This is a genomic window from Saccharothrix tamanrassetensis (assembly GCF_014203665.1).
In the GTDB taxonomy this organism is placed as follows: Bacteria; Actinomycetota; Actinomycetes; order Mycobacteriales; family Pseudonocardiaceae; genus Actinosynnema; species Actinosynnema tamanrassetense.
Map to the genome: position 1 here is coordinate 15,059 of NZ_JACHJN010000005.1, position 14,093 is coordinate 29,151.

At 71.3% G+C, this 14,093-nt stretch carries 13 protein-coding genes; 7 read left to right on the forward strand and 6 right to left on the reverse strand.

Translation table 11 applies throughout. The annotated features are described in order from the left end of the window. Positions 1-118 precede the first annotated feature (118 nt). Entirely contained in the window at positions 119-1,963 is a 1,845-nt protein-coding gene (locus tag FHS29_RS16505; RefSeq protein WP_221456183.1) for an ABC transporter ATP-binding protein, read from the forward strand. A 6-nt stretch (positions 1,964-1,969) separates the two neighbouring features. Here the strand turns inward: FHS29_RS16505 and FHS29_RS16510 are convergent, their stop codons facing one another. Together FHS29_RS16510 and FHS29_RS16515 are read right to left on the reverse strand one after the other, a co-directional pair. Next, the gene (locus FHS29_RS16510) at positions 1,970-3,517 is read right to left on the reverse strand and encodes a penicillin-binding transpeptidase domain-containing protein (RefSeq protein ID WP_184691562.1); all 1,548 of its coding nucleotides are present in this window, start codon (positions 3,515-3,517) and stop codon (positions 1,970-1,972) included. A 106-nt stretch (positions 3,518-3,623) separates the two neighbouring features. Continuing rightward, a complete protein-coding gene (locus tag FHS29_RS16515; protein WP_184691563.1) occupies positions 3,624-4,361 on the reverse strand; it encodes an SIS domain-containing protein in 738 nt (245 codons plus the stop codon). Positions 4,362-4,466: 105 nt separating this feature from the next. Here FHS29_RS16515 and FHS29_RS16520 point away from each other — a divergent pair, with 105 nt between their 5' ends. Both FHS29_RS16520 and FHS29_RS16525 read left to right on the forward strand, forming a co-directional pair. Beyond that, on the forward strand, positions 4,467-5,231 hold the full coding sequence (locus FHS29_RS16520; protein WP_184691564.1) for a DeoR/GlpR family DNA-binding transcription regulator: 765 nt from the start codon (positions 4,467-4,469) through the stop codon (positions 5,229-5,231). Continuing rightward, the gene (locus tag FHS29_RS16525) at positions 5,224-6,375 is read left to right on the forward strand and encodes an MFS transporter (protein WP_184691565.1); all 1,152 of its coding nucleotides are present in this window, start codon (positions 5,224-5,226) and stop codon (positions 6,373-6,375) included. Before FHS29_RS16520 ends, FHS29_RS16525 begins: the two co-directional genes overlap by 8 nt. Here the strand turns inward: FHS29_RS16525 and FHS29_RS16530 are convergent, their stop codons facing one another. Genes FHS29_RS16530 through FHS29_RS16545 form a run of 4 tightly spaced genes read right to left on the reverse strand, consistent with a single transcriptional unit; the run spans position 6,376 to position 8,700 of the window. After that, positions 6,376-7,029: a hypothetical protein gene (locus FHS29_RS16530; protein WP_184691566.1), complete on the reverse strand. Its 654-nt coding sequence runs from the start codon at positions 7,027-7,029 to the stop codon at positions 6,376-6,378. It abuts the gene before it with no gap. A gap of 41 nt (positions 7,030-7,070) precedes the next feature. Next, positions 7,071-7,631 (reverse strand): nucleotidyltransferase family protein, encoded by a 561-nt coding sequence (locus FHS29_RS16535; RefSeq protein ID WP_184691567.1) that lies wholly within the window; start codon positions 7,629-7,631, stop codon positions 7,071-7,073. Between the two features lie 4 nt (positions 7,632-7,635). Beyond that, positions 7,636-7,851, reverse strand: coding sequence for a helix-turn-helix domain-containing protein (locus FHS29_RS16540; RefSeq protein ID WP_446689065.1), 216 nt, complete (start codon positions 7,849-7,851; stop codon positions 7,636-7,638). A 21-nt stretch (positions 7,852-7,872) separates the two neighbouring features. Continuing rightward, positions 7,873-8,700 carry an alpha/beta fold hydrolase gene (locus FHS29_RS16545; RefSeq protein ID WP_184691568.1) on the reverse strand — a complete coding sequence of 276 codons (828 nt, stop codon included), beginning with the start codon at positions 8,698-8,700 and terminating at the stop codon, positions 7,873-7,875. A gap of 55 nt (positions 8,701-8,755) precedes the next feature. Here FHS29_RS16545 and FHS29_RS16550 point away from each other — a divergent pair, with 55 nt between their 5' ends. The 4 genes from FHS29_RS16550 to FHS29_RS16565 all read left to right on the forward strand — a co-directional run bounded on the left by FHS29_RS16550 (position 8,756) and on the right by FHS29_RS16565 (position 13,950). After that, positions 8,756-9,460, forward strand: coding sequence for an alpha/beta hydrolase (locus tag FHS29_RS16550; protein ID WP_184691569.1), 705 nt, complete (start codon positions 8,756-8,758; stop codon positions 9,458-9,460). A gap of 387 nt (positions 9,461-9,847) precedes the next feature. After that, on the forward strand, positions 9,848-10,540 hold the full coding sequence (gene shbA, locus FHS29_RS16555) for an RNA polymerase sigma factor ShbA (RefSeq protein WP_184691570.1): 693 nt from the start codon (positions 9,848-9,850) through the stop codon (positions 10,538-10,540). Between the two features lie 18 nt (positions 10,541-10,558). Next, positions 10,559-11,599: a PfkB family carbohydrate kinase gene (locus tag FHS29_RS16560; protein WP_184691571.1), complete on the forward strand. Its 1,041-nt coding sequence runs from the start codon at positions 10,559-10,561 to the stop codon at positions 11,597-11,599. Between the two features lie 233 nt (positions 11,600-11,832). Then, positions 11,833-13,950: a transglycosylase domain-containing protein gene (locus tag FHS29_RS16565; protein WP_312864948.1), complete on the forward strand. Its 2,118-nt coding sequence runs from the start codon at positions 11,833-11,835 to the stop codon at positions 13,948-13,950. Positions 13,951-14,093: the final 143 nt, after the last annotated feature.

The following is a 14,093-nucleotide window of genomic DNA, read 5'->3' on the forward strand; positions in this document are numbered from 1 at the left end:
CTGCGGGGCTGTAGGGGCTGCGGGACTCTAGGGCTTCGGGGGTTCGCTGAAGGCGTAGTCGGGAAGGTTGCACGTCTCGTGCGCGTTCCAGTCTGGCGTGGACGGTTCTCGGGGCTTGATGCGTAGTGCCATGGCGGCGTCCGGCGCGCCCAAAGGGGTGCGGAGGGGGACGTTCCGGCGGGTTGTGGCGTTCGCTCGGCCCCATCGGGCGAAGTTGGTCGTCTTCCTGCTGTTGACCGTGGTCTCCTCGGTCCTCGCGGTGAGCACCCCGGTGCTCGCCGGGCGGGTGGTCGACGCCATCGTCGGTGGGCAGGGCGTGTCCGTCGTGGTGTGGCTGGCCGTGGTGATCGCCGGGATCGCCGTCGTCGACGCCGGGTTGGGGCTGGTGGAGCGGTGGCAGTCCTCTCAGATCGGTGAGGGGCTCATCTACGACCTCCGGCGTGCCGTCTTCGAGCACGTGCAGCGGATGCCGATCGCGTTCTTCACCCGTACGCGGACCGGGGCCCTGGTCAGTCGGCTGAACAACGACGTCATCGGGGCGCAGCGGGCGTTCACCTCCACGTTGTCCGGGGTGGTCACCAACGTGATCCAGCTCGGGCTCTCGCTCGCCGTCATGTTCACGCTGTCGTGGCAGGTCACGGCCCTGGCGCTGGTCCTGCTGCCGGTGTTCGTGCTGCCCGCCCGCCGCATGGGCACCCGGATGGCCGACCTCCAGCGGGAGGCGGCCACGCTCAACGCGGGCATGACCACGCAGATGACCGAACGGTTCTCGGCGCCCGGCGCGACCCTGGTGAAGCTGTTCGGACGGCCGCGCGCCGAGGTCGCCGAGTTCGGCGAACGGGCCGCGCGGGTCCGTGACATCGGCATCCGCACCGCGATGGCCACCCGGTGGTTCATGACCGGGCTGACGCTGGTGTCCGCGTTGGCGCAGGCCCTCGTCTACGGGTTGGGCGGCTACCTCGCCCTCACCGGGCACCTGGCCGCCGGCACCGTCGTGTCGCTGGCATTGCTGCTGAGCAGGCTCTACACACCGTTGACCGCGCTGGCCAACGCGCGGGTCGACATCATGACGGCGCTGGTGTCGTTCGAGCGGGTCTTCGAGGTGCTCGACGTCAAGCCGATGATCGACGAGTCGCCGCGTGCGGTGAAGGTGCCCGACGGGCCGGTGTCGGTGGAGTTCGACGGCGTGCGGTTCGCGTACCCGTCGGCCGACAAGGTCTCGGTGGCCTCGCTCGAATCAGTGACCACACTGGACACCCGGGGTGGCGAGGAAGTGCTGCACGGCGTCAGTTTCCGGGTCGAACCGGGTCAGCTCGTGGCGTTGGTCGGGTCCTCGGGGGCGGGGAAGTCCACCATCGCCTCGCTCGTGCCACGGCTCTACGACACCGACGAGGGCTCGATCAGGCTGTCCGATGTGGATGTCCGCGATCTGGAGTTCGACTCGCTGCGCGGCGCGGTCGGTGTCGTCACGCAGGACGGGCACCTGTTCCACGACTCGATCCGGGCGAACCTGAGCTACCCACGCCCGGAAGCGACCGAGGACGAACTGTGGGACGCGTTGGACCGCGCGCGGCTCAAGCCGTTGATCCAGTCGCTGCCCGATGGGCTGGACACGGTGGTGGGGGAGCGGGGGTACCGGCTGTCCGGCGGTGAACGGCAGCGGTTGACCATCGCCCGGCTGCTGCTGGCCAAGCCGCGCGTGGTCATCCTGGACGAGGCGACCGCCCACCTGGACTCCGAGTCCGAAGCCGCGGTGCAGGCCGCGTTGGCCGAGGCCTTGAACGGGCGCACGGCGCTGGTGATCGCGCACCGGCTGTCCACGGTGCGGGCGGCCGACCAGATCCTGGTGGTGGAAGCCGGTCGGATCGTCGAACGAGGCACGCACGCCGAACTCCTGGCCGCGGAAGGGCGCTACGCCGGGCTGTACCACACCCAGTTCGACGAAGCGCCCACCGCGGCCTAGAAACGCTTACAGGGCGCCGAGGAAGGCCGCTGTCGCGCCCACCGCGACCTTCGACGTGCCCGCGTTCACCACCATCACCGCGAACGCGAGATCGCCCCGGTAGCCGATGAACCAGCCGTGCGACTGGGTGCCGTCGCCGTGCTGCGCGGTCCCGGTCTTGCCCCGCACGCCACCGAGTCCGGCGAGTTCCCGTGCCGTGCCACCGGTCACCACCTCGCTCATCATCGAACGCAGCGCGGACGCCACCCCGCCCGGCAGCGGCGTGCTCCCGCCGCCGGTGGTGGGGATCTCGCGGATCAGCTGCGGCGTCGGGGTGCTGCCCTTCGCGACGGTGGCCGCCGCCAGAGCCATGCCGAACGGCGTCGCCTGCATGGTGCCCTGGCCGATGCCCGCCTCGACGCGCTGCGTGATCGTCTCCGAGGGCGGGACCTTGCCGGTGTTCGTGGTGAGGCCCGCGACCGTGTAGTCCGCGCCCAGGCCGAACATCGCGGCGGCCTTCGGCAGCGCGTTGGCGGGCAGGTCGGCCGCGAGCTGGCTGAAGCTGGTGTTGCACGACGCGGCGAACGCGGTGTGCAGCGGCACGGTGCCGAGGTCGAACCGGCCGTCGTTGGTGATCTGCCGAGGCCCGATGGTCTTCCTGCCGGGGCACTCGACCGGCGTGTCCGAGGTGGCGATGCCGCCGGTCAGCGCGGCCGCCGCGGTGACGATCTTGAACGTGGAGCCGGGCTCGTAGAGGTTCTGCAACGCGATCGGCCCGCTCTGGTCGGCCGCCGGGTTCTGCGCCACGGCCAGGATCTCGCCGTTCGACGGAGCCAGCGCCACGATCACGGCGGGCAGCCCCACCTGGTCGACGGCGGCCTGCGCGGCGCTCTGCGTGGCCGGGTCCAGGGTGAGGGTCAGCTTCTGCTTCGCCGCGGACTTCTTCTCCTCCAGCACGGTCACCGGCGTGCCCGCCGCGTCGACCGCGGCCACCTGCCAGCCGGGCGTCCCGGCGAGGCTGCCGACCTCCTTGTTCACCGACTGCACCACGACCGGCGCGAAACCCGGAGTCACCGGGGCGCCGTTGCGGTCCAGCAGTGCGCCGTCACCGGACGTGGTGCTGTAGGCCAACGTCTGGCCTTCTGCCAGCTTCGGGTGCAGCAGCGCGGGCGTCCAGTGCACCTGCCACTTGTCGCCGGCGCGGTGCACTTCGACGCTGGTGGCGTACTTGAACGGCGTACCGCCGGGCAGCGTCCAGGTGACGTCGGCGTTGAGCGTCACCGCGTTCATGCCGTCGTCGACCGGCGGTGCGGCGCCCAGCCGGGCGGTGAAGTACACACCCTTCATGCCCTGCAACGTCTTGGTGAGGGCGGGTCCGGCGGCGGCCGCCGCGTCGGTGGCAGCGGCGGCCCTGGCCGGGTCGCCGGCTGTCAACGCGCTGACGAACTCCTGTGCGACCGGGCCCGGAGCGGGTCTGGTGGTGGGCTTGGGCGACGCCGACGTGCCGCCTGCCGACGTGCCGCCCGCCGGCATCAACACGACCACGCCCGCGACGATGGCCGCGACCGCCCCCAAGCCCCCACCTGCGAGTACCCAGCGTCTGGTTGTCTTGTTCACGATGTTTCCCCCTCTTCGGTCGGAGACTAACCAGACCTTGTGGAGGAATCGTGAGCGGAGCCGCTCAGCCGAGCTGTGGGATGCGCGACTGGTACTTGCGCAGCAGGTCGGAGTTCGCGGCGTCGCCGCCTTCCACGTTGGCGCTGCGCCACAGCGGGAGGCTCACGCCCGCCTCGGCCGCCTTGTCCAGCAGGCGCACCAGCAGCAGGTTCCACAGGAACGCCGTCGCCACCGTCGACACGGCGGCGGTGATCGGGTTGTCCACGGGGTAGGTGGCGTCGCCGGGCGGCACCAGGTTGTCCAGCACCACGGTCGCGTTCTCGGCGAGCGTGGTGCCCGCGCGGCGCGGTGCGGCGGCGCTGGCGGCCAACGAGGTCACCGCGACCACCGGGCAGCCGGCGTCGGCGGCGAGCACGGCCAGCTCCACCGGGTACGGGTTGACCCCCGAGGTGGAGAAAACGAACAGCACGTCGTGCGGGGCGAGGCCCGACTCGCGCAGCACCTCGGCGGCCAGGCCGGAGCGGCGCTCGGCGGAGGTGCTGCTCACCGCGCCGTGCATGGGCAGCAGCTCGGGGTGGTAGACCGGGCGCACGCAGGCCAGGCCGCCCGCCCGGTAGAACGTCTCGGCGACGGCGGCCAGCGAGTGGCCCGCGCCGGCCGCCAGCACCGTGCCGTCGGCCCGGACGCTCGCCAGGACGAGTTCCGCGACGTCGTCCAGCGCGCCCGCGTTCTGCTGCTCCACCCTGGTCAGGTGGTTGCGCACGACGTCGCCGTAATCGGATCCGGGCACGGTCTCGGTCATCCGGTCACCCTCCAGTGGTCTACACCAAGTAGTGATCGCAAGTCCTACCCGATCCGGGCACCGGCCGCCAGGATGGTTTGACGATCGAACACGACTCGTGTTCAGATGAACATCATGGATGTTGCGAAACGGCACGAGCTGATCCTGCTGAGCCTGCGCCGGGGGCAACGGGTCGGCGTCGGCGCCCTGGCCGAACTCGTGGGCGCGTCGGAGATGACCGTGCGGCGCGATCTCGACGTGCTGGAGCGCGACGGCCTGCTGCGCCGGGTGCGCGGCGCGGCGGTCAGCATGCTGACCGGTGAGGAGACGCCCTTCGCGGCCCGCTCGCGGCAGCGGCTGGAGGCCAAGCGGCGCATCGGCGTCGCGGTCGCCGAACTGCTCGACGACGGCGAGACCGTGGTGCTCGACGGCGGCAGCACCACGTTGGAGGTCGCGCGGCGGCTGACCGACCGGCGGCTGACCGTGCTGCCGCTGTCCCTGCACTCCGCCGACGCCCTGCGCACCGCGGACCAGGTGCGGCTGGTGCTGCCCGGCGGCGACATCCGACCCGGCGAGCTGGCGTTCTTCGGACCGCTCACCGAGTACGCGTTCCAGGTGATGCGGTTCGACACCATGGTGCTCGGCAGCTGCGGGCTCAGCGCGCGCAACGGCGTCTCCGCCCACGACCTGGCCGAGGGCGCGGTGAAGAAGGCCGCCGTGGACGCGTCCGCGCGGGTCATCGCCGCCGTCGACAGCTCCAAGTTCGGGCGCACGGCGTTCGGCAGGGTGTGCGGGGCGCAGGACATCGACGTGCTCGTGACCGACGAGGACGCACCCGAGGACGAGGTGTCCCGCCTGCGCGACGCGGGCGTCGAGGTGCGCCTTGTCTGACGCGACGCTGGGAGCGCCGCCGCGCAAGGCCCGCGTCGCCACGGCGATCGTGTTCGCCGTGCACGCCTCCGTGTTCGGTGCCTGGACGCCGCACATCCCGGCCGTCAAGGAACACCTCGGCCTCAACGACGGCACGCTCGGCCTGACCCTGCTCGGCGCACCGGTCGGATCGGTGGTCGCGATGCTGCTGGCCGGCAACGCGGTCGCGCGCTGGGGAAGCCGACGGGTCGTGCTGCTGATGCTGCTCGGCTACGGCCTGGTGTCGCCCGCCCTGGGCTTGGCCTGGTCGGCGGGCGCGCTGTTCGCCGCGCTGGCGTTGTGGGGCGCGTTCCAGGGCGCGTTGGACGTGGCGATGAACTCGCAGGGCATCGCGGTCGAGCAGGGCTACCGGAGGCCGATCCTGTCGGGTTTCCACGCGTGGTGGAGCTTCGGCGGGTTCGTCGGCGTCGGTCTGGGCGCGCTGCTGATCGGGTCCGGGGTGGACCTCACGACGCAGATGCTCGTGTCGACCGGGGTCGTGTTCCTCGCGGCGTGGCCGTTGACCAGGGCGATGCTCGGCGACGACCACGCCGTGGACGACCACAGGCTCGGCCTGCCGTGGCGTGACAAGCACGTGCTGGTGCTCGGCGCGATCATGTTCGCGGGCCTGCTGTGCGAGGGTGCGGTCGGCGACTGGGCCGCGCTGTACCTGAAGGAAACCGTGGGCGTGACGGCGGAATCGGCGGGCTGGGGTTACGCCGTGTTCGCCGTGCTGATGTTCGTCGGCCGGGTCATGGGCGACCGGTGGGTGCTGCGGTTCGGCGCGTCACGGGTGGTGGCGACGTTGGCGGCGGCGGGCGCGCTCGGACTGGGCGTGGCGCTGGTGGTCGGCGGGTTCTGGTCGGCGCTGGTGGGTTTCGGGCTGTTCGGCCTCGGGCTGGCGTGCATCGTGCCGGTGGCGTTCAGTTCCGCCGCCGCGCAGTCCGACGCCCACGCCGGGCAGGCCATCGCGGGCGTCGCCACGGCCGGCTGGGCGGGCTTCCTGCTCGGCCCACCGCTGATCGGGCTGCTCGCGCACGGCACGTCGCAGACCCTGGCACTGGGCATTCTGCCCCTGCTGTGCCTCGCCGTGGTGTTCGGCGCGCGTGCCCTGAACACCAGGTGATCAGTGCGAGTCGGGCTCGACGCACGACCCCTCGCCGGTGGTGCCGTCGACACCGATGTCCACTTGGGGAGGCACCCCTTCCCGTGAAGGGTAGAGCGCGCCCAGCACGCACCCGGTGCCCTGTGGGCCGGCCATGGTGAGGTTGAAGACGACACCGGCCGGCGGGGTCTGGCCGTACGGCGCCCTCAACCCGGTGATCCACACGGTGGGCTGACCTGCGTCGGCGAACACCGCGCGGGTCGCCTCGGGCGCGAAGTCCCCGGCGTCGCACAGCGCCCGCAGGCCCGGACCGACCTTCTCCAACACCGCGACGGCCGCTCCGTGGACGTCCGGCCGCAGCGCCTTGCGGACCCGCCACGAGCGGTTGTCCACGTGGTTGGGCGGCATGTCGCCGGGCAGCGCCCGGGACGTCGTCGTGGCCGGTGGCGACACGGGAACCCCGGCGGGCTCCGGGATGTGCGGCCGGTACTCGCACGCGCCGGTCGGCCGGACGTCGGTCGGCGCGGCCCAGGTCGTCGTGACCGGTGTCGAAAGCGGTGTGGTCGGGACCGACGTCAGGTCCCCGCCGCCGTCCGATCCCGCCTCGACCTTCTGCGCACATCCCGCCGCCAGCACCGCCACCGCGACCAGCAGCCCACCCCTGAGACGTGACATGTCCTCGACTCTGGCACAACCGATCCATGCGCGTGCACGGATCACGGAAGATCCTCCGGCCGGTCCACGTCCGCGCCGACCGCCACGTCCTCGCAGGGCACGGCCACCGCCCCGTGCGTGCGCAGGTAGTCCCGCGCGCCCGCGTCCCCGGTCGCCGAAGCCGTCACCCCGGCCCAGTGGTCCCGTCCGATCAGCACCGGGTGACCCGGCGCGCCGTCGTACGAGGCCCGCGCCAAAGCGGCGGGTGACGCGAGGTCCACGAACCGCCGAACGGCCTCGGCCCGCACGCCCGGTGTGTCCACGGGCAGCACGACGACGGCCTCCGCCGAGGCCTCCAGCGCCGCCAACCCCGTTCGCAGGGACGAACCCATGCCGGTTGCCCAAGCCGGGTTCTCCACGACCACGGCGTCGTTCAGCACCGCACGCGCACGGACCTCGTCCGCACCCGCGCCCAGCACCACGACCACCGGCACGCACCCGGCGTCCCGCAGCACCGCACAGGCCGATTCCACCCACAGCGCGCCACCGTGCGACACCAGCGCCTTGGGACGGCCGAACCGCCGCCCGCCGCCCGCGGCGAGCAGCAACCCCGCGACCCGCATGGGGTCACACTAAGGCCTGGTGTCCCTTCAACTCGGTCCGGTTGGCCACCGCCAGCTTGCGGTACACCCTGGTCAGGTGCTGCTCCACGGTGCTCACGGTGATGTGCAACCGCATCGCGATCGCCCGGTTGCTGTGGCCACACGCGGCGAGGGTCGCGACCCTGCGCTCCGAGTAGGTCAACTCCGTCATACGCCTGAACACGTGCAACGCCGTGGGCACGGTTCAATTGTCACGAAAAAATCACAACCCGAGATGCTCCAGCAGCAACGACGTCAGCACCTCGGGCACCTGCTCCGGCACCCAGTGCGACACGTCCTCCAGCATCTCGAACCGGTACGGCCCGCTGACCCACTTCGCGGTGTCGAACGCCGCCGTGGACCCGAACGCCACGTCCTCGGTGCTCCACACGTACATCGTCGGCACGGTCACGTGCTCGATCCGCCCACCCGGACGTCCCGCCCGGTACCAGTTCAAGGCAGCGGTCAACGCACCCGGCTCGGACAGCCGCTGCACGTACTCGTCGACCTTCGACGGCGGCACCCGCCACTCGAACATCTGCCGCAGCGCCGTCGCGTTGTCCGCGAGCATCCGCTTCTCCGTCGAACTGGCCCGCCACTCGGTCATGTACCCGGACCGCAGGTGCTGGTCCTCGTCGGTCTGCAAGGCGTCGGACAGCGCACGCGGGTGCGGCGTCGACACGGCAGTCAGCGTCCGCACGCGCTCGGGGTGCTCGTAGGCCGTCCACCACGCCACCGCACCGCCCCAGTCGTGCCCGACCAGATCGAACCGCGTCCACTCCAACGCGTCCGCGACCGCCAGCACGTCGCCCACCAGCGAGGTGATCCCGTACTCCTGGACGCGCTCGGGCCGCACGCCGGGGGAGTAGCCGCGCTGGTCGAACGCCAACGCCCGGTACCCCTCGCGCCCCAGCACCGCGACCTGGTGCTCCCACTCCACGGCGGCCTCCGGGAAGCCGTGCAGCAACAGCACCGGCCTGCCGTCCACCGGCCCCGCCGCGATCGCGTCGAAAACGCCGTCGGCCGTCTCCACCCCGAGCTGTTCGATCACTGTGATCCGAGTCCCATCCCTGAACCGGTAGTGCCGCGCGAGCGACCATTGTCCCGTGGAACCCGCCATCGACGTCCTCGCGCCCACCGGACCGGTCCGCGCGGTGGTCCTGGTCCTGCACGGCGGAAGCGCCGACGGCTACCGACCGGTGCACCGCTTCCGGCTGCCGTACCTGCGGATGGTGCCGTTCGCGCGAGCGGTCCGACGTCGTGGCGACGGCGTCGCGGTCTGGCTGCTGAGGCACCGCTACGGGGGCTGGAACGCGCCGCACCTGCACCCCGTGGAGGACGCGCGCTGGGCGTTGGACCGGATCCGCCGCACGCACCCGGACGTGCCCGTGGTGCTCGTCGGCCACTCGATGGGCGGCCGGACGGCGCTGCGCGTCGCCGACGACCCCCAGGTGGTCGCCGTGTGCGCGTTGGCCCCGTGGATCGAGGACGGCGAGCCGTACGAGCAGCTCGCGGGCCGGGCCGTGCTGATCGCCCACGGCGACCGTGAACGCACCACCGACCCCGCGCAGTCCTATCGGTACGCCGAGCAGGCCAAGCGGGTCACCGACCGCGTCGCGCGGTTCTCGGTGCACGGCGACGGGCACGCGATGCTGCTCCGAGCCCGTGACTGGACCCGCTTGGTCGCCGACTTCGTGCTCGGCGAGCTCGAGGTCGAACCGCTCGCGCCCTACCTCGCGAACGCCATGCGCGAGCCCTCACCGAGGGGCTTGGACGTCCCCCTGCGAGGAACGCGTGGTGGAAAGCGTTGAACCGCAACGCCTAGCGGTGATCGGCAGCGGCGTTCCGACGTGGTGCTGTTCGAACAGGCCGATCGGCTCGGCGGCAACACCCACGGACAAGGGGCCGCGCTCGGGTTCGACGGGACGTTCTGCCGATGTGGGAGTTCTGACGGGCCTAGTCGGAAGTGGGATTCCGACTAAGCCATCCGGGGGTGTGCCGGTGCGTCATGATGAAGTAGCGGGCGTTGTGACTGGGCCGATCGGCTCATGTGCCGCCTCGGTCGGGTGCAGTTCCCACCGCGTGGACTCCGTTCGTGGTCAGCTTTGGCGAATCCGGTATCAGAGGCCGTCGTGCCGCCTCCCTATCAATGAGCCGGGATGTGCCGGAAGGGTTGACGAGCGTGAGGAGGTCGCCGGATGGTGCAGCACGCATCCGTGCGAGCCGGCGTCGAGATCGGGATCGGCGTGGTCGGCGACGCAGGCACGCCCCGCCCCGAGGTCAGGCTGGTCGCCGGGGGCGTGTCCCGGAGGGTGACGACCCGCTGGCTGGCCGAGGCCGAGCTGTCCGACCTGGTGGACGAGTCCCTGGCGGGCGAGCCCCGCGCGATCGAGCAGCTGCTGGCCCGCATCCAGCCGTTGGTCCTGCGCTACTGCCGGGCCCGGGTGGGCTCGCGGGAGCGCACCCTCGTCTCGGCGGAGGACATCGCGCAGGAGGTCTGCCTGGCCGTGGTGTCGGCGCTGGGCAAGTACAAGTACGAGCCCGGCTCCTTCCTGGCGTTCGTGTACGGCATCGCCGCGCACAAGGTGGCCGACGCGCGCAGGCGAGCCGTGCGCAGTCGTTCCGAGGTCGTCCCGGAACTGCCCGACACCCCGGCGCTGGAGGACGGGCCGGAACAGCGCGCCATGAACGGCGAGATGATCGAGGCCGTCACGCAGCTGCTGCGGCGCCTGCCCGAACGGCAGCGGGAGATCCTCGTGCTTCGGGTCGCCGTAGGACTGTCCGCCGAGGAGACCGCCGCGGCCGTGGGTTCCACGCCCGGTGCGGTGCGGGTCGCGCAGCACCGCGCCCTCGCCAGGATGCGGGAGATGTTCGCCGCCGTGGAAGGCTGATCCTGGCATCGTAGGGGGATGACGACCGCCGACGAGCCCGCGTTCGACGTGTTGTTGTCCGGCACCGTGTTCCTGGACATCATCTTCACCGGCCTGCCCAGGCCGCCCGCGCCGGGCACCGAGGTGTGGGCCGAGGGCCTGGGCTCGTGTCCGGGTGGGATCGCGAACCTCGCCGTCGCGTTGAGCAGGCTCCAGCTCCGCACCGCGCTGTCCGCCGCGTTCGGAGAGGACGCCTACGGGGACTTCTGCTGGGAGGTCCTGGCGGAACAGGAAGGCGTCGACCTCTCCTACTGCCGCCGGTTCTACGGCTGGCACTCGCCGGTCACCGTGTCCATGGCGATGGACCGCGACCGCTCCATGGTCACCCACGGGCACCGGCCGCCCGTCTCGGCCGACGAGATGCTCGACCCGCCTCCCCGCACACGGGCGTGCTTCGTGCACATCCAGCCGGAGCAGGAGCGGTGGGTGCGGACCGCGAAGTCCGACGGGGCGTTGCTGTTCGCCGACATCGGGTGGGACCGGACCGAGCTGTGGGCCCCCGAGTTGCTGCGTCAGCTCGACGGGTACGACGTGTTCCTGCCCAACGACGTGGAGGCGATGCGTTACACGCGGTCCGACTCGCCCGAGCGCGCTGCGGTCGCGCTGGCGGAACACGTACCCGTGGTGGTCGTCACGCGCGGTGGTGGGGGAGCGGTCGCCGTGGACTCGTCCACCGGGGAGACGGTGGACGTGCGCGGGCCCAACGTGGCGCCGTTGGACTCGACCGGTGCCGGGGACGTGTTCGGTGCCGGGTTCGTGCTCGGGACGTTGGCCGGGTGGCCGCTGGCGGACCGCGTGCGGTTCGCGAACCTCTGCGCGGCGCTGTCGGTGCAGCACTTCGGCGGGTCGCTGTCCGCGCCGGGGTGGGTGGACATCGCCACCTGGTGGCGGACCGTGAGCCGCCGGTCGAGCGACTCCGAGCTGAGCGGGTACGGGTTCCTGGAGGACGTCCTGCCGCACCGCGCGGGCGTGGAGGTCCGGCGGGCGAGCGCGACGATCCGCCTGCGCACCCCCGGATGATCACCCGATGGTGATCTTGTGTTACGTCGAACTCCTGTTCGACAATCTACCCGTACGGCCGCGCCCGCTCGGAGCAGGGGGTTTGACGGCCGGCCGGATCGGGCAGGAGTAATTTCGGGTGCGCAAGCAACCTGGAGTGGTCGCCGCGCGACTTAGGAACCAGGGGGCTTTTCCCCGGAGGGGCCATCCCCCGACCAGGGGATCCAAGCAGGGGAATCGGAAGGGGTTGTTCAGTGTTCGCCGCGCGCGCGACGGGTCTGGTCAAGTTGGTGGGGCTGTGCCTCATGGCGGGTGTGCTGCTGGCCGCCCTGCTGTTCCCGGTCGTGGGCGGGCTGGGCCTGGCGTCCAACCGCGCCGCCGACACCGTCGACCAGACCTCGGGTGAGTTGACCAAGGCCGAGCTGCCGCTGGTCACCACCGTGCAGGACATGAACGGCGAGCCGATCGCGTACCTGTACGACCAGTACCGCATCCCGGTGCCGTCCGAGGGCATCGCGGACACCATGAAGGCCGCGATCATCGCGATCGAGGACAAGCGGTTCTACCTGCACAAGGGCGTGGACTGGCAGGGCATCGCGCGGGCCGCGGCCAAGGCGGGCGTGGACGGCGGGGCGTCGCAGGGCGCGTCGACGCTCACCCAGCAGTACGTGAAGAACTACCTGGCGTTCGTGGTGGGCAAGGGTTCCGAGGACGCCTACAAGAAGGCCACCGAGGCGACCCTGGGCCGCAAGATCAGCGAGGCGCGGATCGCGACCCAGCTCGAGCAGAAGATGAGCAAGGACGAGATCCTCACCGGCTACCTGAACATCGTCCCGTTCGGCAACGGCACCTACGGCGTGGGCGCGGCGGCCAAGACGTACTTCGGCACCACGGCGGACAAGCTGACCGTGCCGCAGGCGGCGATGCTCGCGGGTCTGGTCAACGAGCCGAGCCGGCTCAACCCCGGCGCGGCGGTGGAGCCCGCGATCAAGCGGCGCAACACGGTGATCGACAAGATGCGGGAGAACGGTGCGTTCGGGCCGGACGCGAAGGTCGCCGAGGAGAAGGCCGCCGAGTACAAGGCGGCGGACATCGGCGTGGTGCCGAACCTCCGGCTGCTGCCCAACGGCTGCGTCGGCGCGGGCGACGGCCCGGTGTACGGCTTCTTCTGCCGGTACCTGATCGACTACCTGGACAAGGCCGGCCTGTCGCCCGACGACCTGAAGCGGGGCGGCTACACCATCACCACGACCATGGACCCGGTCGCGACCCGTGCCGCGAAGGAATCCGCCGAGGAGCAGGTGCCCAAGGACCAGGAGGGCGTGGCCAACGCGATCGCCATCGTGCAGCCGGGCGACGACCGGCACCGGGTGCGGGCGCTGGCCGCGAACCGCGACTTCGGCAACAACGCCGACGCCGGGCAGAGCGCCTACTCGATCCCGGCCGAGGTGACCAAGTTCGGTGCGGGCTCGATCTACAAGGTCTTCACCGCGGCGGCGGCGCTGGAGCGCGGCGTGACGGGCATCGACCGGCAGATCGACGTGCCCTCGGTGTACACGTCCAAGGTCTACAAGGACGGCGGCACCAAGGGCTACACGGTGCGCAACGCGGGCACCTACCCGGACAAGATGACGCTGACCGACGCGCTCGCGCAGTCGCCGAACACGGCGTTCATCATCCTGGAGGAGCAGGCGGGGCTGAACAACGTGGTCGACATGGCCTACCGGCTCGGTCTGCGCGAGTCGATGCAGGGCGTGAACACCAAGGGCGAACCGCTGAAGGCGGACGGCTCGAACGGCCCGTCGCAGGGCGACCAGTACAAGCAGGACAACAGCGGCTCGTTCACCCTCGGTGCCGGGCCGACCAGCATCCTGGAACTGTCCAACGTGGCCGCCACCATCATGAGCGGCGGCAAGTGGTGCCCGCCGACCCCGATCGAGAAGATCACCGACCGCAACGGCCGACCGGTCCAGCTCAAGGAAGCCCCCTGCGACCAGGCGGTGGCCCCGGAAGTGGCCAACGCCCTGGCCACCGGCATGAGCGCCGACGTCAAGCCCAAGGGCACCGCCCACGGCGCGGCCGGCGGCTTCGACCGCCCCATGCTGGGCAAGACCGGCACCACCGAGAGCCACCACTCGGTCGCCTTCATCGGCGCCACCCCGCAGTACGCCGGCGCGGTGATGACCTTCACCGACGGCGTGGCGCCCCAGGTCATCTGCAACACCAGCCCGCCGCGCCTCTGCGGCAACAACGACAAGTCGGGTGTCTTCGGTGGTCAGGTGGCGGCCCCCACCTGGTTCAACGCGATGCGGGTGCTCCACGCCAACCTCGAACCCAAACCGCTGCCACCCGTGGAGCCCCGCTTCCGCTAGCCCCGGGCTCCACCACGCCACTCCGGCCCCGCCTCACCCGCCACGGGTGAGGCGGGGCCGTCCAGTTTCCGGACGCCCCCGCGCCGCTCTGCCCTGAGTGCCGCTCCACCTCGACGCACCTCACGTGAAGGTCCCGGTTCGTC